At 57.6% G+C, this 25,845-nt stretch carries 28 protein-coding genes; 18 read left to right on the forward strand and 10 right to left on the reverse strand.

Annotated elements, in window-relative coordinates:
- Positions 1 to 43: 43 nt before the first annotated feature.
- Complete coding sequence (locus FGE05_RS08700) at positions 44 to 1,135, forward strand: CaiB/BaiF CoA-transferase family protein (RefSeq protein WP_139643887.1); 1,092 nt, start codon at positions 44 to 46, stop codon at positions 1,133 to 1,135.
- Here the strand turns inward: FGE05_RS08700 and FGE05_RS08705 are convergent.
- The gene (locus FGE05_RS08705; protein WP_139643890.1) at positions 1,132 to 2,148 is read right to left on the reverse strand and encodes an AraC family transcriptional regulator; all 1,017 of its coding nucleotides are present in this window, start codon (positions 2,146 to 2,148) and stop codon (positions 1,132 to 1,134) included. The genes FGE05_RS08700 and FGE05_RS08705 overlap by 4 nt on opposite strands.
- A 241-nt stretch (positions 2,149 to 2,389) precedes the next feature.
- Between FGE05_RS08705 and FGE05_RS08710 the strand changes: the two genes are divergently transcribed.
- Positions 2,390 to 2,923, forward strand: a complete 534-nt coding sequence (locus tag FGE05_RS08710) for a MaoC/PaaZ C-terminal domain-containing protein (protein ID WP_139643892.1) — start codon at positions 2,390 to 2,392, stop codon at positions 2,921 to 2,923.
- On the opposite strand, the gene FGE05_RS08715 is transcribed toward FGE05_RS08710, so the two are convergent.
- On the reverse strand, positions 2,899 to 3,819 hold the full coding sequence (locus tag FGE05_RS08715) for an alpha/beta hydrolase (protein ID WP_139643894.1): 921 nt from the start codon (positions 3,817 to 3,819) through the stop codon (positions 2,899 to 2,901). The two genes, FGE05_RS08710 and FGE05_RS08715, sit on opposite strands and share 25 nt — an antisense overlap.
- Before the next feature lie 206 nt (positions 3,820 to 4,025).
- On the opposite strand from FGE05_RS08715, the gene FGE05_RS08720 reads away from it, so the two are divergent.
- The 3 genes from FGE05_RS08720 (at position 4,026) to FGE05_RS29810 (ending at position 6,133) form a co-directional block, all read left to right on the forward strand.
- On the forward strand, positions 4,026 to 4,922 hold the full coding sequence (locus tag FGE05_RS08720) for a LysR family transcriptional regulator (protein ID WP_218938867.1): 897 nt from the start codon (positions 4,026 to 4,028) through the stop codon (positions 4,920 to 4,922).
- Between the two features lie 205 nt (positions 4,923 to 5,127).
- Positions 5,128 to 5,790: a bifunctional 2-polyprenyl-6-hydroxyphenol methylase/3-demethylubiquinol 3-O-methyltransferase UbiG gene (locus FGE05_RS08725; RefSeq protein WP_139643900.1), complete on the forward strand. Its 663-nt coding sequence runs from the start codon at positions 5,128 to 5,130 to the stop codon at positions 5,788 to 5,790.
- 184 nt (positions 5,791 to 5,974) lie between these two features.
- Positions 5,975 to 6,133 (forward strand): hypothetical protein, encoded by a 159-nt coding sequence (locus tag FGE05_RS29810; protein ID WP_175362062.1) that lies wholly within the window; start codon positions 5,975 to 5,977, stop codon positions 6,131 to 6,133.
- An 83-nt stretch (positions 6,134 to 6,216) separates the two neighbouring features.
- Here FGE05_RS29810 and FGE05_RS08730 read toward each other — a convergent pair whose 3' ends face one another.
- Positions 6,217 to 7,545, reverse strand: coding sequence for a HAMP domain-containing sensor histidine kinase (locus FGE05_RS08730; RefSeq protein WP_139643904.1), 1,329 nt, complete (start codon positions 7,543 to 7,545; stop codon positions 6,217 to 6,219).
- Positions 7,542 to 8,201, reverse strand: coding sequence for a response regulator transcription factor (locus FGE05_RS08735; protein ID WP_139643907.1), 660 nt, complete (start codon positions 8,199 to 8,201; stop codon positions 7,542 to 7,544). Before FGE05_RS08735 ends, FGE05_RS08730 begins: the two co-directional genes overlap by 4 nt.
- Positions 8,202 to 8,333: 132 nt before the next feature.
- On the opposite strand from FGE05_RS08735, the gene FGE05_RS08740 reads away from it, so the two are divergent.
- The 4 genes from FGE05_RS08740 to FGE05_RS08755 all read left to right on the forward strand — a co-directional run bounded on the left by FGE05_RS08740 (position 8,334) and on the right by FGE05_RS08755 (position 12,384).
- Entirely contained in the window at positions 8,334 to 8,657 is a 324-nt protein-coding gene (locus FGE05_RS08740; protein ID WP_139643911.1) for a PepSY domain-containing protein, read from the forward strand.
- A gap of 92 nt (positions 8,658 to 8,749) precedes the next feature.
- On the forward strand, positions 8,750 to 9,220 hold the full coding sequence (locus FGE05_RS08745) for a DUF2271 domain-containing protein (RefSeq protein WP_139643914.1): 471 nt from the start codon (positions 8,750 to 8,752) through the stop codon (positions 9,218 to 9,220).
- Between the two features lie 25 nt (positions 9,221 to 9,245).
- Positions 9,246 to 11,426 (forward strand): PepSY domain-containing protein, encoded by a 2,181-nt coding sequence (locus FGE05_RS08750; RefSeq protein WP_139643917.1) that lies wholly within the window; start codon positions 9,246 to 9,248, stop codon positions 11,424 to 11,426.
- Complete coding sequence (locus FGE05_RS08755; RefSeq protein ID WP_257225614.1) at positions 11,410 to 12,384, forward strand: FAD:protein FMN transferase; 975 nt, start codon at positions 11,410 to 11,412, stop codon at positions 12,382 to 12,384. Before FGE05_RS08750 ends, FGE05_RS08755 begins: the two co-directional genes overlap by 17 nt.
- A 66-nt stretch (positions 12,385 to 12,450) precedes the next feature.
- Here FGE05_RS08755 and FGE05_RS08760 read toward each other — a convergent pair whose 3' ends face one another.
- The 6 genes from FGE05_RS08760 to FGE05_RS08780 all read right to left on the reverse strand — a co-directional run bounded on the left by FGE05_RS08760 (position 12,451) and on the right by FGE05_RS08780 (position 17,248).
- The gene (locus FGE05_RS08760) at positions 12,451 to 12,735 is read right to left on the reverse strand and encodes a cyd operon YbgE family protein (RefSeq protein WP_139643920.1); all 285 of its coding nucleotides are present in this window, start codon (positions 12,733 to 12,735) and stop codon (positions 12,451 to 12,453) included.
- On the reverse strand, positions 12,732 to 12,854 hold the full coding sequence (gene cydX, locus FGE05_RS08765) for a cytochrome bd-I oxidase subunit CydX (RefSeq protein WP_139643924.1): 123 nt from the start codon (positions 12,852 to 12,854) through the stop codon (positions 12,732 to 12,734). Before cydX ends, FGE05_RS08760 begins: the two co-directional genes overlap by 4 nt.
- A 22-nt stretch (positions 12,855 to 12,876) precedes the next feature.
- Positions 12,877 to 14,013: a cytochrome d ubiquinol oxidase subunit II gene (cydB, locus tag FGE05_RS08770; protein ID WP_139643927.1), complete on the reverse strand. Its 1,137-nt coding sequence runs from the start codon at positions 14,011 to 14,013 to the stop codon at positions 12,877 to 12,879.
- Positions 14,006 to 15,577 carry a cytochrome ubiquinol oxidase subunit I gene (locus tag FGE05_RS08775; RefSeq protein WP_139643930.1) on the reverse strand — a complete coding sequence of 524 codons (1,572 nt, stop codon included), beginning with the start codon at positions 15,575 to 15,577 and terminating at the stop codon, positions 14,006 to 14,008. The genes cydB and FGE05_RS08775 overlap by 8 nt, the downstream gene beginning before the upstream one ends.
- Positions 15,574 to 15,774, reverse strand: coding sequence for a cytochrome oxidase putative small subunit CydP (gene cydP, locus FGE05_RS30340; RefSeq protein WP_373682445.1), 201 nt, complete (start codon positions 15,772 to 15,774; stop codon positions 15,574 to 15,576). Before cydP ends, FGE05_RS08775 begins: the two co-directional genes overlap by 4 nt.
- Before the next feature lie 148 nt (positions 15,775 to 15,922).
- Positions 15,923 to 17,248 carry a sigma-54-dependent Fis family transcriptional regulator gene (locus FGE05_RS08780; protein WP_139643933.1) on the reverse strand — a complete coding sequence of 442 codons (1,326 nt, stop codon included), beginning with the start codon at positions 17,246 to 17,248 and terminating at the stop codon, positions 15,923 to 15,925.
- A gap of 238 nt (positions 17,249 to 17,486) precedes the next feature.
- Here FGE05_RS08780 and FGE05_RS08785 point away from each other — a divergent pair, with 238 nt between their 5' ends.
- The 9 genes from FGE05_RS08785 (at position 17,487) to FGE05_RS08830 (ending at position 25,820) form a co-directional block, all read left to right on the forward strand.
- Positions 17,487 to 18,365: an MBL fold metallo-hydrolase gene (locus FGE05_RS08785; protein WP_139643935.1), complete on the forward strand. Its 879-nt coding sequence runs from the start codon at positions 17,487 to 17,489 to the stop codon at positions 18,363 to 18,365.
- Positions 18,366 to 18,419: 54 nt separating this feature from the next.
- Positions 18,420 to 20,090 carry a bifunctional protein tyrosine phosphatase family protein/NAD(P)/FAD-dependent oxidoreductase gene (locus FGE05_RS08790; protein WP_139643939.1) on the forward strand — a complete coding sequence of 557 codons (1,671 nt, stop codon included), beginning with the start codon at positions 18,420 to 18,422 and terminating at the stop codon, positions 20,088 to 20,090.
- A gap of 28 nt (positions 20,091 to 20,118) precedes the next feature.
- A complete protein-coding gene (locus FGE05_RS08795; RefSeq protein ID WP_139643942.1) occupies positions 20,119 to 20,919 on the forward strand; it encodes a sulfite exporter TauE/SafE family protein in 801 nt (266 codons plus the stop codon).
- 112 nt (positions 20,920 to 21,031) lie between these two features.
- Positions 21,032 to 21,472, forward strand: a complete 441-nt coding sequence (locus FGE05_RS08805; protein WP_139643945.1) for a YeeE/YedE family protein — start codon at positions 21,032 to 21,034, stop codon at positions 21,470 to 21,472.
- Positions 21,469 to 21,888 (forward strand): DUF6691 family protein, encoded by a 420-nt coding sequence (locus tag FGE05_RS08810; protein ID WP_139643948.1) that lies wholly within the window; start codon positions 21,469 to 21,471, stop codon positions 21,886 to 21,888. The genes FGE05_RS08805 and FGE05_RS08810 overlap by 4 nt, the downstream gene beginning before the upstream one ends.
- Before the next feature lie 13 nt (positions 21,889 to 21,901).
- Entirely contained in the window at positions 21,902 to 22,090 is a 189-nt protein-coding gene (locus FGE05_RS08815) for a DUF2892 domain-containing protein (RefSeq protein ID WP_139643950.1), read from the forward strand.
- A 101-nt stretch (positions 22,091 to 22,191) separates the two neighbouring features.
- Positions 22,192 to 23,055, forward strand: a complete 864-nt coding sequence (locus FGE05_RS08820) for an MBL fold metallo-hydrolase (protein ID WP_139643952.1) — start codon at positions 22,192 to 22,194, stop codon at positions 23,053 to 23,055.
- Between the two features lie 12 nt (positions 23,056 to 23,067).
- Positions 23,068 to 24,135 carry an ArsO family NAD(P)H-dependent flavin-containing monooxygenase gene (locus FGE05_RS08825; RefSeq protein WP_139643954.1) on the forward strand — a complete coding sequence of 356 codons (1,068 nt, stop codon included), beginning with the start codon at positions 23,068 to 23,070 and terminating at the stop codon, positions 24,133 to 24,135.
- Positions 24,136 to 24,320: 185 nt separating this feature from the next.
- Complete coding sequence (locus tag FGE05_RS08830; RefSeq protein ID WP_139643957.1) at positions 24,321 to 25,820, forward strand: MBOAT family protein; 1,500 nt, start codon at positions 24,321 to 24,323, stop codon at positions 25,818 to 25,820.
- The last annotated feature ends 25 nt before the right edge of the window (positions 25,821 to 25,845 follow it).

The following is a 25,845-nucleotide window of genomic DNA, read 5'->3' on the forward strand; positions in this document are numbered from 1 at the left end:
TCTTCAGCCGTCTTGCATGAACAGCTCATGCAATGGAGTGCTTATGCCCGACGAAACAGTGAAGCGCCAAGGTCCCCTGGTGGGACTGCGAGTGATCGAGTTCGCAGGCATTGGTCCTGGTCCACACTGCGCGATGCTCTTCGCGGACATGGGCGCGCAGGTCATACGCATTGAGCGTGAAGGTGGAAATGGATGGCCGAACCCGGTCGTCGACAGGGGCCGCAAGCACATCACGCTGGATATCCGAAGTGAAAGCGGGGTCGAGGAATCCCTGGCCCTGATCGAAGACGCGGACGTGCTCATCGAAGGCTTTCGTCCTGGGGTGATGGAGCGCCTGGGACTGGGCCCCCTGGAAGCCACTGCACGTAATCCGCGATTGATCTATGGGCGAATGACGGGATGGGGGCAAACCGGGCCACTCGCCCAACGCGCTGGCCATGACATCAACTACCTTGCCCTCACCGGCGCGTTGGCGGCGATCGGCACTGCGCAAGGTAACGCTCTGCCTCCTCTGAATCTGGTCGGAGACTTCGGTGGCGGTTCCATGTTCCTGGCCTTCGGCATTTTAGCGGCGCTGTGGGAACGTGAACGTTCGGGTAAAGGCCAGGTGGTGGACGCCGCGATCATCGACGGCGTGTCTTCCATGATGACCTTCTTTGCCGGGCTGTTGCCCAGCGGCGCGATCAGCCTGGAACGGGATCGGAACCTGCTGTCAGGCGCCGCGCCTCATTATCGCTGCTACACCTGTTCGGACGGTCGGGAGATTTCCGTGGGTCCTCTTGAGCCGCGGTTCTTTGCCGAGTTGATGGCGCTGATCGACGCGCCGCCCGGGGTCCGGTCCGGTTGCGAAGATCCAGACAAATGGGCCGAGCAAAGCGAACAGCTGGCCCGCCTGTTTGCGACACGCACTCGAGCACAATGGTGTTCGCTGCTTGAAGGCCGCGACGCCTGCTTTGCGCCCGTGCTGACGCTTGCAGAGGCCGCCGAGCACCCGCAGATGCGGGCCAGAGGCGTTTATCAAGAGGCCGACGGTGTGTTGCAAGCAGCGCCCGCGCCGCGATTTTCGCGTACCCCGGGCGCGGTACAGGAAAACATCTCGAATGCTGGGGGATGGGACTGGCCCAACGCTCACTAGGAGACGGCGGGGTTACTGCGATACACCCCAGGGCTGACGCCGGTCCACTTCTTGAAAGCGCGGTGGAACGCACTGGTCTCCTGGAATCCGGTGAGCGCCGCTACATCGCTGACACTCAGCTCAGCCTGGCTCAACAGATTGATCGCCATGTCCCGTCGCAGATCGTCCTTCAGGCGTTGATAGCTGGCACCCTCGGCCTGGAGACGGCGCTGGAACGTCGAGCTTGAGATCCGCAGGTCCTTGGCGATCGCATCCAACTCCGGCCAATCGTCAGGGCTTTGTTCCCGCAGTCGATGTCGAATCAAGGCACTCAGGCTTTCGTCGTTGCGATACTTCACTAACAGATTGGCCGGCGCCTCTCGAAGAAAGGCCGACAGGTGGCTGCTGTTCTGGGCAATTCTCAGGTCTAGGAAACTCCGGTCAAAGCGAACCCAGGTCGTCGCCGAACCGTATTCAATGTCCGCACAAAACCGCATCCGATAATCACTGTCGTCCTCTGGACGGGCGGGTCGAAAGCGCACTTCCTGCAGCGCAATTCTCCTATTGGCCAACCAACACAGCAGGCCATGTACCAGGATCAGCCACGTGCCATAGGCGTACAGGCGGCGTTCGATTCCATGGTCATGAATGACGATCCGCGCGTCGTCTCCCTCGATCTCCAGCGTCCCGTAAATATCATCGAGGATACTTCGAAGAAAAGTAAGGATGCGCTGTAACGCCTGTTCCAGGGAGCGGCATCCGATGACCGCATGACACATCAGTTGGAAGCTTCCCCGGCGCATCGGATGACTATCGATGCCGAAGAACTCGTCATCCAACTGGTCTGACAAGGCGATCCACAGACGTGAAAAAGCAGACGCCTCGACACGTGCCTGTGGCGCATTCAGAAGCTCGGGATCAATACGGGCGAACTGCAGAATCGGCTGCACATCCAGGCCACGTCGAATCGCCCCGGACAACGCTTCATGCACCAAACCGATTGACGTGGTTCCCTTGTATTGAGCCTGTATCATCTCTTCTCCATAACGCCATGCGAGAGCGGGACCGCCTTCACCGCTTCGCGCTACGTGGCGTTGCCGGCGCGATCCTGGCTCGATATCACTACGTTCGATTGCCTGCCCCCTTCTGTCAACGTCCGAAACGTTCACCAAGGCTGAGGTATTTGAACATTGCCGCGGTCAAGTTCGCGCTCCAAGATCAGGACGGCTTGTAGAGGACTGCTGGTTTGAAAAAGCAAGTGAGGGGATTGGCCCCATGACGCATGCAACGCTCTTCTGGGAAGACTTCAAGCCAGGCACCACGTGGACGGCATCACGGCCTGAGGCGATGAGTGAGGAGGAGATCATCGCCTTTGCCCTGGAATATGATCCTCTGGACATGCACATTGATCCGGAACAGGCGCGCAACAGTCCTCTCGGTGTTCACTGCGCCAGCGGGATACAAACCTTCGCGATCGTCCAGCGCCTCATGTGCGAGGTCTTGTACCTGCGTACCCGCGTTGTCGCGGGTGGACAATTCGATAAATTCCGCCTGTTGTCCCCCGTGCTACCGGGGGATGTGATCAGCATTGTCGCCAAGGTGCGTACCTCGACGTCCCACCCCCGAAGAAATGACCGAGGCTGGGTCGTCCTGAGGGTTGAAGTTTTTACCGAGCACGCTAGAAAGGTCCTCACCTACGAGGTCTCGGTGCTGATCATGCGCCGGGGTTCTGACTTGATTGAACCAGATACAAGTCCTGCGCGTTGGACGGCCAGGCCTGATCTTCAAGCAAGCCTGTCGCAAAAGTGAGTGGCCAGCCGGTCTGCGGACTGGCGCACCGTGCTGGCTTGATCGTAGAAGTCGTAGTGCCCCCCTTCCAGCCAAGCCAACGCCTTTGGCCCGGCCAGGCGTTCATAGACCTTGCGGGCCTGATCGGGAAAGGCCGAGCCGTCCGAATGGATGATCAACGCGGGGGCGGTGACGTGCGCAGCTTGCGCAAGGGGATCGAAGTCCAGCCAAGGCTCCCAGGCCATCACCGCGAACTCATTACGCCAGGCCCGCACCCCGCCGCCACGGGAGGGGTCCATGTAGTACTCGCTGGGGCTGGTGCTCATGGCGGTCGTGTCGGTGGGGCTGTAGGCGAGAATGGTCTCGATCACCCCCGTTTCCTCATAACGCTTGCGAGCTTCACGGCCGGCAGCCCTCCGCTGCTCGATAGCCGCTTCGCCGCCAAACATCATGAGCAATAACCCTGGATCAGGAAAATAACCCGCGACAGCGGCCACCGCTCCCACACTGGGATCCTTCGCTGCCGCATAGAGGACCGTTCCGCCCGATGTGCAGATGCCCAACAGACCCGTTCCCGCGACGTCTGCGCGCCCCTTCAGGAAGATGAGCGCGGCGGACAAATCTTCAGTCTTGGATGCCTGGTCCTCGTACTGGCGCTTGGCTCCGCTGCTCTCGCCGTAGTTGCGATAATCCAACGCCAGAGTAATGAGGCCACGCCGGGCAAGCTCGCCGGCATAGTTACCCGCCATCTGCTCCTTCACTGAACTCAACGAGCCGCCGACCACGACAGCCGGATAACGACATGATGAATCGTAACTCTCAGGAAGGTAAAGGCTCGCAACGACAAACCCGTCTCCGCTTGGGAAGCTTACCTTTTGCGACTTGGGCTGACTGCGTTCGGTGAGAGTCTGTGACATGGCATTTCCTACGGTAAAGAGCACGACGGTTGCCCCGACAGCAGGCAAAACGTCAGTCGCGTGATCAGTGAAGGGGATGGGTTCGCTTTCATGTCAGTAGCATAAAGGATGTCTTTACTTGCGGATTATTTAATAGTAAGTGTATTTTTTAATGAATTTTTAAGTTGTATTTAATAATGCGCGCAGACTTCCTTGATGGAATCGTTGTGTTTACCCGTGTTGCGCAAAAGCGCAGCTTTACCGCCGCAGCGCTGGAACTGGGTGTCACACCTGCCGCGGTAAGCTGGAGCATCAAGCGCCTCGAGGCGCGTGTCGGCATGCCGCTCTTGGCGCGCACGACACGGTCCGTGGGATTGACCGAAGCGGGCAAGGTATTCCTCGAACAGGTTGAAACCGGCATGGCCCACATCGGAGTGGCGTTTGACGCTGCGCAGCGCTTTGGCCTGCATCCGCGGGGCTTGTTGCGCCTGAGCGTGCCCTACGTGGCACAGCCCCTGATCGAGCCGATGCTCCCGGGATTTACCGCCGCATACCCCGAAGTGGAGCTGGAACTGGTCTTTGAAGACCGTTACGTCGATATCGTTGCCGAAGGCTATGACGCAGGGATCCGCATCGGCGACATGATCGCCCAGGACATGGTGGGCGTGCGCCTCGGCAGGTCGTCACCCCTGACCGTGGTCGGGTCGCCCGGATACTTTGCCAAGCGGGGCAAACCACAACATCCCGACCAGCTTGGCGAACATGCCTGCATCAACATCCGCCTGGTCAGCGGCGCCCTCTATCGATGGGGTTTTGTGGAGCAGGATGCCGAGAGGACACCAAGAGTCTTTGCGATAGACGTGAAGGGGCCGATGATCGTCAACGGCCCCGCGACCAGCCTGGCTGCGGCAGTGTCCGGAGTTGGATTGGCCTATAACATTTCCAGCAACGTCCAACCTTTGATTGATCAGGGGCTGCTGGAACCTTGTCTGGACACCTTCATGCCTGAAAGCCCGGGTTTTTTTGCCTATTTTCCCCATCGAAACCAAGTCCTGCCAAAGCTGCGGGCATTCCTCGATTTCTGCAGTGAAAAGAATCGCGCGGATGCGAGGACCGGGAGCTGAGCGCTCATCTACGAGCTACGACTGTCCGTACTCGACTGCAGTAAAGCGTCAATGCCCCCAAAGCGCTGGCGATTTGAAAGGATCGCATTGCCGGACGACACCTGGAACTTCCGTCATGACCGCTTTCGCAATTGTCCCGCCTTAAAATAATGGTGACTGGTCAGCGTACTCTATTCTTGCATTCACCCTTGCACCGGACACCGCTATGCCCACCCACGAATCAGAGCTCCTTCAAAGCTGGCACCACAACGCCCAGGCCTGGATCGATGCCGTCCGCACCGGCGCCATCGCCAGCCGGCGCGAAGTGACCGACCAGGCTATCCTGCTGGCAATACTCAGCCGCCAACCCGGGCGCGTGCTCGACCTGGGTTGCGGTGAAGGCTGGCTATTGCGGGCCCTGGCCGGGCGGGGTATCCAGGCCGTTGGGGTGGATGGCGATGCCACGCTGGTAGAGTCCGCGCGGGCGACCGGCTCTTCACCCGTGCACCTGGCCAGCTATGAAGCGCTGGTGCAGGCGAAGGTGGATATTGGCAGCGACTACGACCTGATCTGCGCCAACTTTGCTCTGTTGCACCAGGACATCATCCCCCTGCTCACCGCCATGAAGGCTCTGCTCGTCCCTGGCGGCGCCCTGGTGATCCAGACCTTGCATCCCTGGGTCGCCGCCGCGGGCGACTATCAGGATGGTTGGCGGCAGGAACACTTCGAAGGTTTCAAGGGACAGTGGCAGCCCATGCCGTGGTACCTGCGCACCCTGCCCAGCTGGTTCAATGCCCTGGACATGGCTGGCTTTCGGCTGACGGGCCTGCAGGAACCGCAACACCCGCAGAGCACGGTGCCGCAGTCATTGTTGCTGGTGGCTGAATGAGAGCCGCCGATGCGCCGGATGACTTCGGCGCATAATCCTTGCACACTCCCTGCGCGGTGCCAGCCAGTGCAAGCTCTGTCGTACCACAATTCAAGCGCCCGAGGATGAACATACGTTCATCCCAATCACCGTCAAACGCGTCTACCCTGCGGGTTACAACATAGTGACTACAGGAGTACCCACCATGTTTTCGCACGAAAGCACGCCGCTGATTTTAATGTTCGTCATCTTGCTGCTGTGCACGCTTGCGGCTGTTCTACACCCGGTTCACGCTCTCTTTGACCGGGTTCGCAAGTGCAGGGAATCATCTGCCGAGGTGGAGAAAGAGGTGGACTCGCGCTGAATGTATTCTCTGAACAGCCCGGCGGTGTCCGGGCTTTTTTGTGCCTGCGCCTCGAATCGCGGTCATGGACGACCTGGCTGGAGTCAGGCAAGCGGTAACCAGACACACACTTCGAAACCCTCCTGTCGACCTGTCGCAGGGGACACCAATTTCATTCTCCCGTTGACCCCTTGCACGATGGTTTTCGTAATCGCCAACCCCAACCCTGAACCACTGATTTCACTGTGGCCACGTACAAAGCGCTCTGTAAGACGCTGCAATACCGACTGCGGCACCGCAGGGCCGCCATTGACCACCCGCAGTAGCGCCTCTTCGGTGAGGCTGATTTCTATCGGTTGATCTGCTGCCCCATACTTGAGCGCATTCTCGATCAGGTTGCGCAGGAGGATGCCAAAGGCGTCCGGATCGATGCTTGAGTACACGCTGGCTTGGCCGGGCAAATGCAACTCGATGCGCTGACCATTGCGCTGGTTCCATTCATCGACCCCATGGGCGAGCAATGGAATCAGGTCCTGAGGTGTTTCGGACAGCAGCCCACCGCCCTCGGCCTTGGCCAGTTGCATGAGTTTTTCCGAAAGCCGCACCAACTCGCGCAATGCGTTTTCGATCTTCGCCGCTCGTACTCGCAACGGGCCTTCGGGCGCCTCGTGGTGTAGCCGCTGGATCTGCGCCAGGGTCGCGGCCAATGGCGTGCGCAGCTCATGGGCGCTGTTGGCGGTAAAGCTGCGTTCGGCTTCCAGGGCCTTGCGCAAACGCTCCAGCAGATGGTTGACGGCCTCGGCCAGCGGATCAATTTCTGCCGGCAGGCGGGCCACCTTGATCGGCGATAAATCACCAACGCCTCGCGCCTCGACCGCACGACGATACGCCAGCACACTGCGCAGACTAATTCGCACGAACAACCAAGTGCCCAACAGGCTGATGGGAATCAGCGCCAACAGTGGCAACAACAAGGCAAACAGAGCTTCTCGCGCGGCTTCGCGGCGATGCCCCAGCGGCTCGGCGACTTCAATGAACAGCGTTCCGCGCAATGCGCTGGCGCCATACAAGCGGTACTTTCCAGAGGTGGAAAAACCCTCAATCGGTTGTTGATTGAAGATCTTCGGGTTGGCATCGTGGGACTGCATCAGGATCTGGCCGCTGGCATCTCGCACCAGGTACGTCAGGTATTCCTTATGCATTTTCAACGTCGCAACGTGCTGAGCCTCACGGGGCCCCTCACGGTTGCTGATTTCCAACACGGCCAGCGGCAAGATGCGTTGCGCGGTCTCTTCCAGTGCGCTGTCGAACGCCTCGTTCAACTCATGTTGCACCACCAGCCAGGCACCAACTGTCGCACCCAGCCACAGCAAGGTCATGCCCAGGGTCAGTCCCAGGCCGAGGCGTTTTTGCAGGCTCGAAGAAGGCTTCATCCGGCCATCAACCGGTAGCCCATGCCACGCACGGTTTCAATCAGCTCGCGTCCGAGTTTCTTACGCAGACGACTGATGTAGACCTCGATGGTGTTGCTTTCGATTTCGGCACCGAAGGCATACAGCCGTTCTTCCAACTGCGACTTGGACAACAACGCGCTGGGACGCTGCACGAACGCTTCGAACAGCGCCCATTCGCGGGCCGTCAGGTCCACAATGGTACCGTCACGCTGCACAGTGCGGGCGCTCATGTCCACCTGCAGGTTACCGAGCCTGATCTGCGGGTTGGGGTTGCCGCTGTAACGTCGGGCCACCGCGGCGACACGGGCAGAGAGCTCGGACAGGTCGAACGGTTTGACCAGATAATCATCAGCCCCGGCATTGAGGCCGGCAATGCGGTCGGAAATCTGATCCTGGGCCGTCAGGATAATCACCGGGGTCACATTCCCCGCCGTGCGCTGCTGACGCAGAAAATCCAGCCCGCGACCGTCCGGCAGCATCAAGTCCAGCAGAATCAGGTCGTATGGTGTGGTGCGTACGCTGTCGCGCGCATGGTCCAGACGCTGCACCCAATCCACAGCGTGACCGTCATCCGCGATCTGCTCGCGCACCGCGTCCCCCAACCCAAGGGCGTCCTCGACCAATAGAACCCGCATCTGGCAACTCCTGTGGTGGTTGTCGTGCCGCACCTTAATCGCCTTACCTGACGTGAATCTGAAGATTCAGCTGATTGTCAGGAATGCACTCTAGGGTATGCGACAGACGCCGACCGCGGCAGGAGACAGATCATGAAGTCAGGTTTTATTCCCCATGCAACCCTTTTGAGCCTGCTGCTCAGCGGTCACGTCCTGGCCGACGAAGACTGCACCGACCCGGTGAGCGACTGGCAACCCCGTGAAACCTTGCGTCTGCAAGTCGAGCGGCAATACGGCTGGAACGTGCAACGCATCAAGGTTGACGACGGCTGTTACGAGCTCAAGGGGTTGGATCGAAAAGGCAACGCCATCGAAGCCAGCTACTCACCGGCCTCGCTGCGCCTGCGCACCCTAGAGATCCATTTCCGCGACGATGGCGATGCCAACGACTACCTCCGCAGCCCGATCACCGAATGACGCCTCACCTCTCGATGAGTTTTTCCTGCGCTTCAGGTTGCTGTCAGCAAGCAGGTCCAGGCTCTCGACCTAACGATCAGAAGGAGACACTCATGAAGAAGATCATCGCAGCCACCTGCCTCGCCGGCACCATTGCCCTGCCGGGATTGGCCCATGCCCGTGAAGTGACGCTGACCACCCAGCTCAAGGACTACAGCGGCAATGATGCCTACCTGGCGATCTACGTGACCGACGCCAATGGCCAATACCAGAAAACCCTCTGGGTGGCCGGCAAGAAGGCCAAGTACTACAAGCACCTGGGAGACTGGGCCCGTGGTAGCGGAATGAACCGCACCGAGTTTGATGGGATCAGCGGTGCCAGCGTCGGCAGTGGGCGCACGCTCAAAGTCAGCGTCGAGCTGGCAGATACCCTGATCGATGCCGGGTATCAGATCCGCATCGACAGTGCCGTAGAGGACAAACGTGACGCCCGCGCCGATGTCAGCGTGCCGCTCACGTCCAAGGGCGCGGGCCAGCCAGTGGCCGGCAGCACCTATGTCGAGTCGTTTACTTACGATCTGTAGCACCTGCCCTTTCCGGAGGCTGAACATGCTTCGCCAGTCCCATTCCCTGCCCGGTCTGATCGCGGCCCTGTTGGTCATGCTGTTGGCCATCAGCGGCGCGATCCTGTCGGTCGACCCGGCGCTGGAACGCTTGCACAGTACCACCACCGCGACCGGACAACTCAACGTCGGCCAACTGGCCGGACGTGTTGCCAATCACTTCCCGGGCGTAGAGCAGATCCAGCGTACAGCGTCCGGGACAGTCATCGTCTACTACAACCGGAACGGTCAGGCCGGGGCTGAAACGGTCGATCCGCTGACCGGCGAAGGCCTGGCACCCTATGCACCCTCCGCGTTCACGCGCTGGGTGAAAGAGCTGCACCGCTCGATGTTCCTCGGCTCGCCAGGCCACGGGGTGTCGGGGGTCGGCGCGCTGTTCATGCTGATGCTGTCGGTGTCTGGCGCGCTATTGCTCGCCCGACGCCTGGGGGGTTGGCACAACGTGCTGCGGCCACTGCGGGGCACCTTCAGCCAGCGCTGGCATGCTGAGGTCGGCCGACTGGCCTTGCTCGGGCTGCTGCTGTCGGCGTTGAGCGGGCTCTATATGTCTGCCACCACCTTCGGCTTTATCGCTGACGGCAGTCAGAGTGAGCCCGCCTTCCCCGCCCACGTCAGTAACGGCCCGGCCTTGCCGGTGGCGAGCCTTCAAGCCTTGCAGGCCACCGACCTCAATGAGCTGCGCGAACTGGTCTACCCCAGCCCCGGCAACCCGAAGGATGTGTTTTCCTTGCGCACGATCCAGGGCGACGGCTACGTGGATCAGGTCAGCGGTGCCTTGCTGTCCTATCAGCCCCACGACTCGATGCATCATCTTTATGAATTGATTTACCAGATGCACACCGGCGAGGGCCTGTGGTGGCTGGGCCTACCCCTGGGACTCTGCGCCCTCTGCGTACCGTTGATGAGCGTGACCGGCATCCTGTTGTGGTGGCGCCGCCGCAAGGCTGGCCCGAAGATCCGCCACAACACCCCTGCCCACTCTGCCGACAGCGTGATTCTGGTGGGCAGTGAAAACAACAGCACCTGGGGCTTTGCCAACACCTTGCACGACGCCTTGCACCTGGCCGGACACCGGGTGCATAGCGCGACCATGAATCAGTACGCCAACGGCTACAGCAACGCCCAGCGGGTGCTCATCCTGACGGCGACCCACGGTGACGGCGACGCGCCAGCCTCGGCCTCGCAGTTCCTGGCGCGGCTGGCCAAAGCCGGTCTCAAGCCCGGACTGCCCTTTGCTGTGCTGGGCTTCGGTGATCGGCAGTTCCCGCAGTTCTGCCAGTTCGCCCATCAGGTGCACGACGCCATGTTGCAAGACGGTGGCGCGCCGTTACTGGGGTTGGAAACCGTCAACCGCCAGTCCTCTCAGGAATTTACGCGCTGGGGCCACGCGCTGGGCGAAGTGCTCCAGCATGACCTGGCACTGATCCATGCCCCGCAGCGGCCACAGACTCACCCATTGCAGCTGACCGAGCGCATTGTCTACGGCGAACAGGTGAACGCCCCCACCCACGTCTTGCGCTTCAAAGCGTCCAGCGAATTGCCGGACTTCCTGGCCGGTGACTTGGTCGCGATAGTGCCCCCGGGCAGCCAGACCCCGCGTTTCTATTCACTGGCCAGCGGCTCGCAGGACGGCGTGCTGGAAATCTGCGTGCGCAAACACAACGGTGGCGTGTGCTCGGAGTTTCTTCACGGCCTGGACATTGGTGCGTCGATCGAAGCGTTTATCCAGCCAAACCCGCAATTTCGTCCGGCGTCGGGCACGCACCCGGTGATCCTGATCGGCGCCGGTACCGGCATCGGCCCCTTGGCCGGTTTCATCCGCAACAACACGGCCCGCCACCCGATGCATTTGTATTGGGGTGGACGCAACCCGGCCTCGGACTTTCTCTATGAGCCGCAGCTCAACCAGTACCTGGCCGACCGCCGCCTGACGGCACTGCGCGCCGCCTTTTCTCAGGTTCAGGACCGCAGCTACGTGCAAGACCGACTGATCAGCGATGCCCTGGCCCTGCGTCGACTGATTGAGAAAGGCGCCCAGGTGCTGGTGTGTGGCAGCCGCGAGATGGCCAAAGGCGTGATGCAAGCCCTCGATGAAGTATTGGCGCCTCTCAATCTGGATGTTCTGACCCTCAAGGCACAAGGACGCTACCGTGAAGACGTCTACTGAGTTGCTGCGCTTCAGCCTGAGCGGCGAAACCATGGGCACCCGCTACACCGCCCTGTTCTACGTCGGGGCCGGGATCGACACCGACGAAGTGGCACGTCACCTAGCCTGTGCCGTAGCCCGGGTGGACCAGCAAATGTCCACCTGGAAACCCGACTCGGACCTCAACCGCCTCAACGCAGCGCCCGAGCAGCAATGGATTGCCGTGCCACAGGAACTGGCAACAGTGTTGTCTGCGGCACTGCGTGTGAGTCAGCAATCCGGTGGTGCCTTCGACGTCGCGGTGGGTGACTTGGTTAATGCCTGGGGATTCGGCCCCGGAGAACAGACAGTCACAGAGCAGACGCTCGCTACAATGCCTCCCCCCCGGCTATCAGCCAGCGCCGCGTTGGTGGTTGATCCTTTACGCAAACAGGTGCGCAAACTCGCACCGCTGCAGCTTGATCTGAATGGCATCGCCAAAGGATTTGGCGTCGATGAACTGGCCCGTTGCCTGGACGGTTTTGGTATCACTCGCTACCTCGTCGGCATCGACGGCGAGATGCGCGCCCGGGGCGTCAAACCCGACGGTCAGTGCTGGGTCGTGGCGGTGGAAAAACCTGAACGGGGCGTGCGTGAAGTCATGGGTGTGATGGAACTGGGCGATGCCGCAATCGCGACCTCCGGGGACTACCGACACTGGGTCGACGTGGCCGGTCAAGCCTATGCCCATACCATGAATCCGGCCACTGGCGCGCCGCTGTGCAACAGGCTCGCCGCTGTCACCGTGGTGGCCGCTTCGTGCATGCTCGCTGACGCCTGGGCCACAGCGCTGATGGTGTTGGGTGAAACCGAAGGGCCACGTCTGGCTCAGGAACGCGGGATGGATGCGTTGTTCGTGCTGCGCGACGAACAGCGATTCAAGGAAATATCCATTGTCGGCGGTCGGTTGCAGGCGCAGATTGAAACCCGTCCGATGTGAAACGCTTTGTCGGATCGCTGTTCGCAATGGTGGCTCATGAGGCGTACGTTCTCTTGTCGCCAACGCTCAATGAAACTTTACCCAGCCAGCAACCGCCAGCATTGCCAAACAGATCCAGCGTGAGAAAAGCCAACGCCACACGAGCATCCGCGGAACAAATCCCACACCTCTCACAAAAGCCACACTCATGGCTGCGAACAATGCAGTCGCCAGAGCATGGTCCGGTCTGCCGTCGGGAGCAGCCATCATGGGAGGATAGAGCGTACATGCAAGCATGATTGCTATAGCGATAACCAGACTCGGCAAACGAATCTGTGAGATCGGTTGTGGGTCAGCGACACGCGGCATCATGGCCGTGCCTCCTCGTTGTCACTCGAGGCTCGGCCGACTTCGTTCTCACCCCACATCGCATTGAGAATAGCCAGTAGCAACGCAAAACCGACACCCAGCATCCAGGCGAAGTACCACATGTTCATGACTCCTTTGCCGGCATTAATAGGCCGAATGTTCGTTGGCTTTGATCTGCGCGATGGTTACCTTGCCCCGCATGACGCGGTAAGCCCAAGAGGTATAAAGCACAATCAGTGGCATGAAGATCAGCGTGGCCCAGAACATGATGGTCAGGCTCAAGTGACTGGAGACGCTGTCCCACACCGTAAGACTCGCTGCAGGCATCGTGGATGACGGCATAACAAACGGAAACATCGATATACCCGCCGTGCTGATAACACCGATGACCGCGAGCGATGATGCGATAAACGCTGAAAGTGTATGCCGCCCCCTCAACAACAAAGCGGCACCTGCTGCGCCACTCAACCCCAGCGCGGGCAGTAACCACAGCAAAGGATAATGGCCATAGTTGGCCATCCAGGCTCCAGCTTCGCGTACCACGGATTTGCCGAGAATGTCAGGTAATCCCGCCGTATCGACCACCGACGTGATGCGATAGCCATCAATCCATTGCAGCCAGATGCCGGCAGCTATAAAGGTACACACCAGCACGACCGCTGCACCCACCGCGCCTTTGATTGCCCTTGCCTGGATAGCGCCCTCAGTGCGATGTGCCAGATAAGCACCACCTTGCAGGGTAATCATTGCGCTGCTCACAACGCCGGTAAGCAATGCGAAGGGATTGAGCAGTTGCCAGAAATTGCCGGTATACGTCGACACCAGAAAATTGTCGAAGTGGAAAGGTACACCTTGCAGCAGGTTTCCAAACGCAATCCCGAACACCAAGGGTGGCACGGCCCCTCCCACGAAGAGTCCCCAATCCCAGGTGCTACGCCAGGTGGAGTTGTGGATCTTGCTGCGATAGTCAAAACCCACGGGGCGGAAGAACAACGCCCAGAGGACCAGAATCATCGCCCAATAGAAACCGCTGAACGCTGTGGCATACACCACAGGCCATGCCGCGAACAATGCGCCGCCCGCAGTGATGAACCATACCTGGTTGCCGTCCCAATGCGGACCGACGGTGTTGATGATGACGCGACGCTCCATGTCATTGCGGCCAACAAAAGGCAACAAGGTGCCAACCCCCATATCGTGGCCATCCATGATGGCGAAGCCGATCAGCAGCACACCGACCAGCGCCCACCAGATAATTTTCAGCGTGAAGTAATCAAGCATGGATGAGTTCCTTCAAATGGGCATCGTGAACGTAACGACCGGTACCCAGGCTGCCTGGACCTTGACGGGCAAACTTGACCATCAGGAACACTTCAACCACTAGCAACACGGTGTAGAAAACGATGAATCCCGCCAGCGAGCCATAGAGGTTGTTGACGCTGAGCGTGGATACGCTCATGTGGGTTGGCAGCACGCCGTAGATGGTCCAAGGCTGGCGGCCGTATTCAGCGACGAACCAGCCAAGCTCACAGGCAATCCATGGCGCAGGCAGCATGCAGAGCGCCCAACGCAGTAACCAGCGGCGGCGCGTACAGGTCGATTTCAGGGTGCTCCAGAAGGCCAGTCCGAAGAGCATAAGCATGGCAAAACCGAGACATACCATGATCCTGAACGCCCAGAACATCGGCGTCACGCGCGGCACCGTATCGTTTACAGCCTTTTCGATAATGGCCGGCGTGGCCTGGTTGACGTCCTCGACATACTTATTGAGCAACAGGCCGAAGCCCAGATCGGCCTGGTATTTCTCGAATGTATTGAGCGCTGCTGAATCGGTGCGATTGGCCCTGACGGCTTCAAGAGCATTGACGGCGGTAATGCCTCGCAGAATTCGAGCGCGGTTCTTTTCTTTAATCTCGTGAATGCCTGGAATCTGCTTGCTGACTGATCGTGTGCCAATGAGTCCCATCAACCAAGGCACTTCGACTTCCCAGTTATTTTTGGACTCGGCTTCATTGATACTGGCCACCAACGTCAGGCCTGCCGGTGCAGGCTTGGTTTCCCACATGGCCTCCATGGCAGCCATTTTTGTTTGCTGTGCCTCACCCACCGTGTAACCAGACTCATCACCCAGTACGATCACACTCAGCACCGATGCCAGGCCAAAGGCTGCCGCCACCCGGAAGCTGCGTTTGGCAAACTCGACATCACGATTCTTGAGCAAATACCAACTGGAAATCGACAGCACGAACATCGAGCCGGTGACGTAACCGGCTGAAACGGTGTGTACGAACTTGGCCTGCGCCACTGGATTGAAAACCACCGCCCAGAAATCAACCACCTCCATGCGCATGGTGATGTAACTGAATTCTGAACCCACCGGGTTCTGCATCCATCCATTGGCGATCAAAATCCACAACGCTGAAAGGTTTGTGCCAATCGCCATCAGCAACGTGACCAGTAAATGGTGCTCTTTCTTCAGACGATCCCAACCAAAGAAGAACAGGCCGATCATGGTCGACTCAAGAAAGAACGCCATCAAGCCTTCGATTGCCAGCGGGGCTCCGAAAATATCGCCGACGTAATGCGAGTAGTACGCCCAGTTAGTACCGAACTGAAATTCCAGAGTGATGCCCGTGGTCACCCCCAAGGCAAAGTTGATACCGAACAGCTTGCCCCAGAAACGCGTCATGTCTTTCCAGATGACATTACCGGTCATCACATAGACACTTTCCATGATGACCAGCAGCCAAACCATGCCAACGGTGAGCGGTACAAAAAGAAAATGGTAAAGCGCGGTGGCTGCAAACTGCAGCCGAGACAAATCCACCAGGTGTTCTGAAATCACTTGCTTGCCCCTTGAGTCGTGGTGGGTACGCCGAACCTGTCGCCGATAGTGTTCGAGTCGACGCTAACGCGCGAATCCCGGATGAACAGCCACCACAACACTGTCAGCACCAGTAGTTTGATCACTACTGCCGTGAGCAGATGGCGTCGCAGTCGTTTATCGGAAATGGTCATGACTATGCAGATAGCACAGGGCATGCCAAGGGCAAGGGGTTGGATTTTATCTTTTTAAAACAGTCAGTTAATCACTAGACCGGTGATACGCGAGATGCCTCGGCAGGGCTAGTGCACTGCCAATCTGCCAGGGCTGGCAGTCATTGGCAGTCTTGAGCTTGAACACTCGTTACTAGGCCAGACCTTGCTCTTTCAATCGTCGGTACAACGTCCGTTCGCTAATACCCAGGTGCCTGGCCAGCTCACTGCGAGTACCTTTGAAAGTTGCCAGTTCCTGTGTCAACGAGTTGCCGTCGAGAGCAGTTGAAGGAGCGGACTGAGCAGACGCCGCCACGGATACCGAGGGCAAATGTACGGAGCGGATCACCCCATCGTCAGCAAACAGACTGGCTCTTTCCAGAACGTTGCGTAATTCACGAATATTGCCGGGCCAGGCGTACCGCTGCAATTGCATCAAAGCATCTTCATCTATCGTCAGTCGGCGCTTGCCTGTACCGGCACGTTGCAGAAATGAATTTACAAGCAGACCAATGTCTTCCACTCGGTTACGCAAGGGCGGTAGTTGAATTGGAAAGGCGCTGATGCGGTAGTACAGGTCCTGTCTGAACTCCCCCTTCTCCATCATCATTTCCAGTGGTTTGTGGGTCGCAGCAATTAACCTGAAGTTGGCATGAAGGGTTTCGACACTCCCGACACGGCGATAAGTGCCCGACTCGATCAGGCGCAACAACTTCACTTGCATCGCCAGTGGAACATCGCCAATTTCATCGAGGAACAATGTGCCGCCTTGGGCAGTTTCAACCAGGCCAGGCTTACGCGTGGTGGCACCGGTGAATGCTCCTTTTTCATGGCCGAACAGTTCGCTCTCGAATAACGTTTCGGTCAATCCAGAGCAATCAACGACGACAAAGGGTCCAGTGGCCCGCTCGCTGGTTTCATGTACGGCGCGGGCAAACAGCTCTTTGCCCGTACCGGATTCGCCCAGCAACAGCACTGGCAGCATTGATGGTGCCACCCGCTGCAGCTCCGACAGGGCACGGTTGAAGGCGGGTGAGCAGCCGACAAGCCCCTCATTGCTGGGTCGTGCATAGGCACTGCGGACCAGGGTGAGACGCTCCACGTAGGCAGTAATAACACCGTGCTCATCCAGAATCGGACGCAACTCGACGTCGACATGCTCAGGCCCGCGAGGCGTATGGTGAATGTGCAGGACACGATCCGGTCCGCGCATTTCCTGCGCTTTCTTCATCGGGCAATTCTCACCCGCCTGATCACAAGGTACGTCGTAATGGTGTGAGATTTGATAACACTTATGACCGATAAAGGGTTTGTCAGCGCTGCCAAACTGCCGTTGATAGGCCGTGTTGGCAGCCAGGATGTTGTAGTCCGGATCGAGCACGATCATTGGCTGGGGTTCGTGCTCAAGGAACGAAACCAGTGACTGCACTTGTTCCGAGTGCGGCAGCGATTGGGTTGGTGTGGGCAGGATAGTTTTCATCGTGGCTCCAGAGAGTCACCCCATCCTGTAGTGGCACTGCCACCTCTGTCAACACGGACTGCCAATGGCAGTAAATCCACGTAAAAATGGAAAGAATCAAACCATCCCAATCAAAATAAAAATCAATAAAATCATGTAGATAAATCAAAACCTACAAGAAAACCCTGCCTGGCAGATATATTGCTGTGTCAGTCCTTAGTGTGAGCGGCTTGGTAAAAGCCCCCTAAGGAGACAGATCATGAGCATAAAACTTCACGTCGAAGGATTCTTCGATTCTGCCACCCATACCGTCAGCTATCTGGTATTGGATGAGACCACCCACCACTGCGCGGTGATCGACAGCGTACTTGATTACGATCCCAAGTCCGGCCATACCGCCACAACGTCTGCCGACAAATTGATTGCGAGAGTGAACGAACTCAATGCGAGGGTCGACTGGATCCTTGAGACCCACGTCCATGCGGACCACCTGACGGCCGCGCCATACCTGAAGGAAAAGCTCGGTGGAAAAATAGGAATCGGTAGCCAGATTTCGACGGTGCAGGAAGTGTTCGGCACGCTGTTCAATACCGGTCGCGGCATGGCCCGCGACGGAAGCCAGTTCGATCACCTATTCGTTGATGACGAACCGTTTGCCATTGGCACGCTGCAATGCCATGCGCTCCATACACCGGGCCATACACCAGCCTGCATGACTTATTTGATCAGCGATGGGACCGAAACGGCCGCATTCGTCGGCGATACCCTGTTTATGCCGGACTACGGTACTGCACGCTGTGACTTTCCCGGGGGCAACGCGCGTACGTTATTCCATTCAATCAACAAGGTGCTGAGTCTGCCGGCCAACACCTTGTTGTACATGTGCCACGACTACCAGCCTGGTGGTCGCGAAGTGCAGTTCGTCAGTACCGTTGCCGACCAGCGCGCCCACAACGTCCATGTGCGTAATGGCATCAGTGAGGAGGAGTTCGTGGCGATGCGCACCAAGCGTGATGCGTCGATGGACATGCCAACACTGATCCTGCCATCCGTTCAGGTCAACATGCGCGCCGGGCACTTGCCTGAGCCTGAGGCGAACGGGACGCGCTACCTGAAAATCCCGCTCAACGCCGCCTGACGTTGCCCCTCCCCCTAAAAAATCAGAAGAAAAATACCCTTGACGGAGACCCTTATGGACATTCGTTGCCTTGCACCTGGACTGTCGGTATCAGAACAGATTTTTCCCAATCAATTGGCAGAACTGAAAGACGCCGGTTTTCGCGCCATCGTGTGTAACCGTCCCGATGGCGAAGGAGGCGACCAACCCCTATTTGCCGAAATCAAACGAGCCGCCCAAGCCCTTGGCCTCGAGGCGCACTACCTTCCCGCGGAATCAGGCAAAGTCACCGACGAGCAAGCTATCGCCTTCGGCAAGCTCCTTGAAGCACTGCCAAAACCGGTGTTGGCCTATTGCCGTTCCGGTATGCGCTCGACAACGATGTGGGCGCTGTCACAAGCGGGGCAACAATCCCTGCCCCACATCGTCGAGACCGCCAAAAAAGCCGGGTTCGATATGAAAGGCGTCATCCGCCGTATTGTGAATCAGGGGCGCACGCCGGTCGAAGTCGCTGAGGCGCAGCACACTGTGGTCATCATCGGGGGCGGTGCGGCAGGTATTGCGGCGGCATCCAGCTTGCTGGCACGTGCCCCAGGACTCGACGTTGCCATCATCGACCCGGCAGATGTGCACTACTATCAGCCTGGCTGGACACTTGTCGGCTGTGGCGTCTTCGATGCGCCCCAAACTGCCCGCACGATGGGTACGACCATCCCCCGCGGTGTGCATTGGATCAAGTCGGCGGTCGCCGCTTTTGAACCCGAAAGAAATGCCGTCATTCTTGATGGATGCAGAGTCGTCAAATATGAGCAACTGATCGTCTGCCCTGGCCTGAAGCTCAATTGGCATGCAATCGAGGGGTTGTCGGACACCCTGGGTCGCAACGGCGTGACTTCAAACTACCTGTATCACCTTGCGCCTTATACGTGGGAACTCGTGCAGCAACTGAATGGTGGACGAGCCATCTTCACGCAACCGCCCATGCCAATCAAATGTGCCGGGGCGCCGCAAAAAGCCATGTACCTGTCTGCCGATCATTGGAAGCGTACCGGTGTATTGGATAACATCGAGATCGAGTTTTGCAGCGCCGGCGCGGTGCTGTTCGGCGTTCCCGACTATGTGCCTGCATTGATGGAATACGTCGCGGCCTATGGCATCGACCTGAACTTCGGCAACACCCTCACCAGCGTAAATGGACCCGCACGGACTGCAACGTTCAACTGTGTCAATCCGGATGGCAGCGCCCATCTTGTTACGCGCGACTTTGATCTCCTGCATGTGGTGCCACCACAGATTGCGCCGGATTTCGTTCGGATCAGCCCTCTCGCAGACGCGGCTGGCTGGATTGATGTCGACGCTGCCACTCTGCGTCATAAAACCTGGGCAAATATTCACGCACTGGGAGACGCCACCAACTCCAGCAACGCGAAAACCGCGGCAGCAGCACGTAAACAGGCACCAGTCGTTGCCCATAATGTGTTGGCAGCAATGGGGAAAGCGAAAGGCAGCGCCCATTACGACGGGTACGGCTCCTGCCCGCTGACGGTTGAACGCGGCAAGATCGTACTGGCTGAATTCACCTATGGCGGCAAGGTTGCCCCCAGTTTTCCATCCTGGCTGATTGACGGTACCCGGCCATCGAGGCTGGCATGGCTGCTCAAAGAGCGGATTCTTCCACCGCTGTATTGGAAGGGAATGCTCAAGGGCCATGAGTGGATGGCGAAACCTGAGATGGCTGATTTATGAAATCAGGACTGAAGGCAAGGAGACTGGGATGATCGTGGTCTTGCTGCTGGGGCTTACCGTAGGAATCATTCTGGCGCTGACCGGCGCTGGCGGAGGAATACTGGCCGTTCCACTACTGGTGTTCGGCGTCGGGTTGAGCATGGCCGAGGCGGGCCCCATTGGCTTACTGGCTGTCGGTTTAGCTGCGACCCTGGGTGCCGTGATGGGACTCAAGAACGGCACCGTCCGCTATAAAGCGGCGCTGTTGGTGGCAGGCGCGGGGATCGTCTGTTCTCCCCTTGGTCTTTGGCTGGCGCAGCGCACACCCAATCGCCCATTGACGATCATGTTTGCCTTCGTGCTGATGTACGTTGCGTTTCGGGTCTATCGACGATCCCTCGCGCCCTCCACTGAGTCGAAGCCCTTCGTCACATCCAAACCACCACCTTGTCTGTTGGACGTCAACCGAGGAAAGCTCAACTGGACCGGTCCGTGTGCATGGGCACTCACCGTCTCCGGCATTGTCGCGGGGGGACTGTCTGGATTGCTCGGCGTGGGCGGAGGCTTTGTGATGGTGCCGGCGCTCCAGCGATATACCAATTTGACCCCGCAGTCAGTGCTCGCAACGTCTCTGGCCGTGATCGCGCTGGTTTCGATTTCCGGTGTTGCCGCAAGCTCGGCAGCCGGCCACCTGCAGTGGGCAGTGGCCATTCCGTTTTCCATCGGAGCATTGGCTGGAATGGTGTGCGGACGCCTGATCGCGGCCCGGCTAGCGGGTCCATACTTACAGAAAGGCTTCGCCGTAGTTTCCGTGGTAGTTGCGGTGGCGTTGCTGGTGAAGGCGATTTAGTCATGTGCATAAGCCGCCGTCACGCAAAGCAGGTGTTCTATCGCATCCGGAGCCCCGCAGCATTGGTTGTCATCCAGAACCTCTATCAACAGTTTCGCGCCGGAGAATCCTCATGAATGTCGACTGGCTCAACTTCACACCCTGGTCGTCCCTTGCCGGAGGCGCATTGATTGGCCTGGCCGCCAGTCTATTTGTCGTTGCCAATGGACGTATCGCAGGCATCAGCGGTCTGATCGGCAGCCTTTTGCAGCGCGGGAGCGAGGGGGTGAGTGAGAAAGCTCTTTTTCTCCTGGGCCTGCTCATCGCGCCGCTTATCTGGAGCTTGTTCGCCACGCTGCCACAGATCGAGTTCAAAAGTGGCTGGTTCGGACTGGCCGTCGCCGGTGTATTGGTGGGCATTGGCACACGATACGGGTCAGGTTGCACCAGTGGCCATGGGGTATGCGGCCTATCGCGCCTTTCGCCGCGATCGATGGTCGCCACTGTTTGTTTCATGTTCAGTGGTTTCGCCACAGTGTTTGTCCTGCGTCATCTGCTGGAGGGGTGGACATGATCAAACTGACCGCATTCATTGCTGGCCTGCTGTTCGGCTTGGGTCTGCTTCTGGCAGGCATGGCCAACCCGAGCAAAGTACTCGCTTTCCTGGATCTGGCAGGTGCCTGGGATCCGTCCTTGGCGTTGGTCATGATCGGGGCCATTGGCACAGCCGTTGGCCCGCTAACCTGGGCGCGACAACACACCAGTTCGCTGCTGGGAAGGCCCATGCAGCTACCGATCAAACGTGAATTGGACCGGCGCTTGATTGGCGGGAGCCTGTTGTTCGGCATTGGCTGGGGAATAGCGGGCATCTGCCCTGGCCCCGCAGTCGCAATTCTGCTGACTGGACGCTGGCAGATAATCGTATTCATGTTGGCCATGCTGGCCGGCATGTTGTTGTTTACCGCGCTGGAGACCCGGCGCAGCCATTGATCGGGAGATCGCCATGAAAGCAAACATCGGAACCATTGACCGTAGCCTGCGTATCGTCGTCGGTCTGCTTCTCATTGGCCTCAGTCTGTCCGGTGTGATCGGCGTATGGGGCTGGATAGGTTTAGTGCCGCTGGCAACCGGCATTTTCCGTTTCTGCCCCCTCTACGCGTTGCTAGGCATCAAAACCTGTAACCGTCGCTGAACGAAAACCGTTGCACATCAGGTACGCAGCGCTGATCACGGTTCCTTACAAACCGTAGGCAGATCAGCACTGCACTCGTGTATCGAAAAGAGAATTCCATCATGAAACCCCATGTAGAAGCTTTTTTTGACTCCGCTACATATACCTACAGCTATGTTGTCAGTGACCCAACTACAGGCCGCTGCGCCATTATCGACTCTGTGCTCGATTACGCCCCCGCATCAGGTCGCACCTCCTGCAAAAGCGCGGAACGTTTAATTACCTATGTGCGCAAGCAGACGCTTACGGTGGATTGGTTACTGGAGACCCATGTACATGCCGACCATCTATCCGCGGCTCAGTATCTAAAGCGCGAGTTGGGCGGCCAACTGGCCATCGGCGATCAGGTCAGCGTGATTCAGAATACTTTTGGTAAGTTGTTCAACGTCGGCAGCGAGTTTGCCACCGATGGTCGTCAATTCGACCGGCTGCTGAAAGACGGTGAGCGCTTTTGGGTCGGAGGAATCGAAGCGCACGCCATCCATACGCCGGGACATACACCGGCCTGCATGACCTATCTAATCGGAGATGCTGGCTTTGTCGGCGATACACTGTTCATGCCTGATTACGGCACGGCCCGATGCGACTTTCCCGGCGGCGATGCGCGAAAACTCTTCCAGTCCATTCAAAAGTTGTTCAAGTTGCCCGACGATACCCGTTTGTTCATGTGCCACGACTACAAGGCCCCGGGTCGAGATGACTACCGCAATGAAACCACCATTGCTGAGCAACGTGCCCACAATATTCATGTGCATGAGGGCACGGGAGAAGCGGATTTCGTAGCTATGCGCCAAGCGCGGGACGCTACGTTGGGCATGCCGACACTTATCCTGCCATCCGTGCAAGTGAACATGCGAGCAGGTCATCTGCCTCCACCTGAAAGCAATGGCACTTGTTACCTGAAAATCCCTCTCAATGTGCTCTGAGAGGTTCGCCCGATGATTGATTCGCTCAGTGCTCAACCAGACGTGGTCATTATCGGCGGGGGGCAATCAGCCCTGGCTACAGCGTATTTTCTGCGCCGCACACCTCTTTCGTTCATCATCCTCGACGCAGAGAATGAACCGGGAGGTGCCTGGCGGCATGGCTGGAACTCGTTGCGTCTATTCTCGCCTGCCACCTGGAGTTCGATACCTGGCTGGATGATGCCCCCCACGCAAGATGGCTACCCTTCACGAAATCATGTGATCGAATACCTCACCCAATACGAACAGCGCTACCATTTCCCGGTGAAGCGTCCTGTTCGGGTCACTTCTGTTGAGCGAACGGAAACTGGCCTGCGGGTACATTCTGACGACAAGCATTGGGATACCAAGGTTGTTGTCAGCGCTACAGGCACCTGGAGCAATCCTTACGTTCCCCACTACCCCAATGCCGAGCTATTCGCCGGTCGGCAGTTGCATTCCGCCCACTATGTCGAAGCACAAGCATTCGCGGGCAAGAAGGTGTTGGTGGTAGGAGGCGGTAATTCAGGGGCACAGATTCTGGCCGAAGTCTCAAAAGTCGCCGAGACCACATGGGTCACTCCCGTTGAACCAATATTCCTGCCTGACGATGTGGATGGACGGGTCCTGTTCGAGCGAGCAACCGAGCGTTGGAAAGCCCAACTGGAGGGGCGTCTCATTGAGCAGCCAGTGGGTGGGCTAGGCGATATTGTCATGGTTGCGCCAGTTGTTGAGGCCCGAGAGCGCAACGTCCTCAAGTCGATACGACCTTTCAAAAGCTTCACTCGCAACGGAGTTATCTGGGCCGATGGTTCTGAATCTGCGGTAGACGCGGTGATTTGGTGCACCGGATTCAGGCCGGCCTTACAGCACCTGGATTCACTGGGAGTGGTCAACAACGAAGGCCGCGTTGAAGTCGAAGGCACCCACTCGACCAGAGAGTCAAGGCTATGGCTGGTCGGCTACGGCGAATGGACAGGTTCGGCCTCCGCCACACTGATCGGCGTGACACGAACAGCACGCAGCACAGTCAGTGACATCGTGGCGTTTCTCGTTGATTAGGCCGTCTGAGGGTGGTCGGGACGGAGTGATTCAAACACCTGAGCCCTAGCACCCTATGCTTGAAGGGGTTTATGGCAGCAGTTATAGACATTATGGTAACTCTCCAAAAAGGTCAGCCGTCTATCTGTCTTGGCCCATACAAGTGACGTAAACTTCGCGTCTCAAGATTCAGGACAGCGTGCGTCATGCTTTTCACTTCGTTCGAATTCATATTCGCGTTCCTACCGGTTGCATTTCTGGGTTTTTTTCTGCTCGCACGTTTCTGGGGGCGAGAAGCTGCGGCGATATGGTTGGCAGCGGCATCTTTGTTTTTCTACGGATGGTGGAGCACGACCTATATCGCTCTCTTGCTATCTTCCATCCTGTTTAACTACTGCATTGGGTATCTGATCTGCAAAAATCAGGAAGCAAACATACACGTAGCCAAAACAGCCTTATACGTGGGAATAGTCAGTAACCTGGCCTTGCTTTGCTACTACAAGTACACAAACTTTTTCCTTGGAGAAATCAGCAGACTCACAGGTGCCCACATCCCCTCCCTGAGCTTGATTCTGCCGTTAGGCATTTCGTTTTTCACATTTACACAAATTGCTTTTTTAGTAGATACATGGAAAGGCAAAGCGAAAGAATACAACTTTTCGCACTACATACTGTTTGTAACTTGGTTCCCCCACTTGATAGCCGGTCCGATTCTGCATCACGGACAAATGATGCCCCAGTTCAAAGACCCGGCAATTTACAAACCCAACTCAAGAAACATAGCAATAGGGATCGCCTTATTCGCCGTAGGCCTTGGAAAAAAACTTTTACTTGCAGACCCGATCAGCACCTATGCGGATCCACTATTCCACGCAGCGGCTACTGGACAGGCAATCGGAACAATGGTCGCGTGGGCAGGCGCAATGGCATACACCCTGCAAATTTATTTCGACTTCTCTGGCTACTCCGACATGGCTGTGGGGCTCTCCTTGCTTTTCGGAATACGCTTACCTGTAAACTTTAACTCGCCATACAAAGCCAAGAGCATCATTGAGTTCTGGCGACGCTGGCATATGACGCTATCTCAATTTTTGAGAGACTACCTTTACATCCCATTAGGTGGAAACCGTAAAGGTGAAATTCGTCGCCTCGTGAATTTGTCGCTTACTATGCTACTCGGTGGTCTATGGCACGGTGCGAGTTGGACTTTTATCATTTGGGGAGGGCTCCATGGCGCATACCTATGTGCTAACCATATCTTCCAAAAACTGCCTCGTTCATACTTATCGGGGTTGATTCCTCGATTCGCAACCAATGCGATTTGCGTGGTAATGACATTCGCCGCAGTCATTTTTGCCTGGGTTTTCTTTCGCGCAGAAAACATCCATTCTGCCATCGCGATAGCTCATGCGATGCTAGGTTCTGAACAAGCTGTCTCCTGGGATTCTATTTTCAAAAATCTCAGCTTTATCACCTATGCAAGCTATTTTCTTGTGTCGATGTTTATCATTTGGGCGCTACCTAATATCTATGAGGTCATTGATCTGTTAGAAAATCGAGTTGCCGTTAACGATCAAGAAGGTCAGAGGATAAGCTCCACAGTATGCGTAGCTGCGGCGATGACCTGCGTGGCAATTGTGGTGACCAGCCTGCTTTCCACATTTGGAAACAACACTATCAGCCCTTTTCTGTATTTTCAATTTTGACTATGAACTTGTATAGAAAATTCGT

Source organism: Pseudomonas sp. ICMP22404 (assembly GCF_006227205.1).
Taxonomy (GTDB): domain Bacteria; phylum Pseudomonadota; class Gammaproteobacteria; order Pseudomonadales; family Pseudomonadaceae; genus Aquipseudomonas.

What these genes read in the sequence shown, in the direction of transcription:
- FGE05_RS08735 (WP_139643907.1), bottom strand. Translation starts at nt 8,201, where the DNA reads ATGCGGGTTCTATTGGTCGAGGACGCCCTTGGGTTGGGGGACGCGGTG.
- FGE05_RS08825 (WP_139643954.1), top strand. Translation starts at nt 23,068, where the DNA reads ATGATTGATTCGCTCAGTGCTCAACCAGACGTGGTCATTATCGGCGGG.
- FGE05_RS08830 (WP_139643957.1), top strand. Translation starts at nt 24,321, where the DNA reads ATGCTTTTCACTTCGTTCGAATTCATATTCGCGTTCCTACCGGTTGCA.
- FGE05_RS08815 (WP_139643950.1), top strand. Translation starts at nt 21,902, where the DNA reads ATGAAAGCAAACATCGGAACCATTGACCGTAGCCTGCGTATCGTCGTC.
- FGE05_RS08785 (WP_139643935.1), top strand. Translation starts at nt 17,487, where the DNA reads ATGAGCATAAAACTTCACGTCGAAGGATTCTTCGATTCTGCCACCCAT.
- FGE05_RS08805 (WP_139643945.1), top strand. Translation starts at nt 21,032, where the DNA reads ATGAATGTCGACTGGCTCAACTTCACACCCTGGTCGTCCCTTGCCGGA.
- FGE05_RS08700 (WP_139643887.1), top strand. Translation starts at nt 44, where the DNA reads ATGCCCGACGAAACAGTGAAGCGCCAAGGTCCCCTGGTGGGACTGCGA.
- FGE05_RS08705 (WP_139643890.1), bottom strand. Translation starts at nt 2,148, where the DNA reads ATGATACAGGCTCAATACAAGGGAACCACGTCAATCGGTTTGGTGCAT.
- FGE05_RS08820 (WP_139643952.1), top strand. Translation starts at nt 22,192, where the DNA reads ATGAAACCCCATGTAGAAGCTTTTTTTGACTCCGCTACATATACCTAC.
- cydP (WP_373682445.1), bottom strand. Translation starts at nt 15,774, where the DNA reads ATGCCCTGTGCTATCTGCATAGTCATGACCATTTCCGATAAACGACTG.
- cydX (WP_139643924.1), bottom strand. Translation starts at nt 12,854, where the DNA reads ATGTGGTACTTCGCCTGGATGCTGGGTGTCGGTTTTGCGTTGCTACTG.
- FGE05_RS08750 (WP_139643917.1), top strand. Translation starts at nt 9,246, where the DNA reads ATGCTTCGCCAGTCCCATTCCCTGCCCGGTCTGATCGCGGCCCTGTTG.
- FGE05_RS29810 (WP_175362062.1), top strand. Translation starts at nt 5,975, where the DNA reads ATGTTTTCGCACGAAAGCACGCCGCTGATTTTAATGTTCGTCATCTTG.
- cydB (WP_139643927.1), bottom strand. Translation starts at nt 14,013, where the DNA reads ATGCTTGATTACTTCACGCTGAAAATTATCTGGTGGGCGCTGGTCGGT.
- FGE05_RS08730 (WP_139643904.1), bottom strand. Translation starts at nt 7,545, where the DNA reads ATGAAGCCTTCTTCGAGCCTGCAAAAACGCCTCGGCCTGGGACTGACC.
- FGE05_RS08745 (WP_139643914.1), top strand. Translation starts at nt 8,750, where the DNA reads ATGAAGAAGATCATCGCAGCCACCTGCCTCGCCGGCACCATTGCCCTG.
- FGE05_RS08790 (WP_139643939.1), top strand. Translation starts at nt 18,420, where the DNA reads ATGGACATTCGTTGCCTTGCACCTGGACTGTCGGTATCAGAACAGATT.
- FGE05_RS08780 (WP_139643933.1), bottom strand. Translation starts at nt 17,248, where the DNA reads ATGAAAACTATCCTGCCCACACCAACCCAATCGCTGCCGCACTCGGAA.
- FGE05_RS08795 (WP_139643942.1), top strand. Translation starts at nt 20,119, where the DNA reads ATGATCGTGGTCTTGCTGCTGGGGCTTACCGTAGGAATCATTCTGGCG.
- FGE05_RS08715 (WP_139643894.1), bottom strand. Translation starts at nt 3,819, where the DNA reads ATGTCACAGACTCTCACCGAACGCAGTCAGCCCAAGTCGCAAAAGGTA.
- FGE05_RS08710 (WP_139643892.1), top strand. Translation starts at nt 2,390, where the DNA reads ATGACGCATGCAACGCTCTTCTGGGAAGACTTCAAGCCAGGCACCACG.
- FGE05_RS08725 (WP_139643900.1), top strand. Translation starts at nt 5,128, where the DNA reads ATGCCCACCCACGAATCAGAGCTCCTTCAAAGCTGGCACCACAACGCC.
- FGE05_RS08760 (WP_139643920.1), bottom strand. Translation starts at nt 12,735, where the DNA reads ATGATGCCGCGTGTCGCTGACCCACAACCGATCTCACAGATTCGTTTG.
- FGE05_RS08810 (WP_139643948.1), top strand. Translation starts at nt 21,469, where the DNA reads ATGATCAAACTGACCGCATTCATTGCTGGCCTGCTGTTCGGCTTGGGT.
- FGE05_RS08740 (WP_139643911.1), top strand. Translation starts at nt 8,334, where the DNA reads ATGAAGTCAGGTTTTATTCCCCATGCAACCCTTTTGAGCCTGCTGCTC.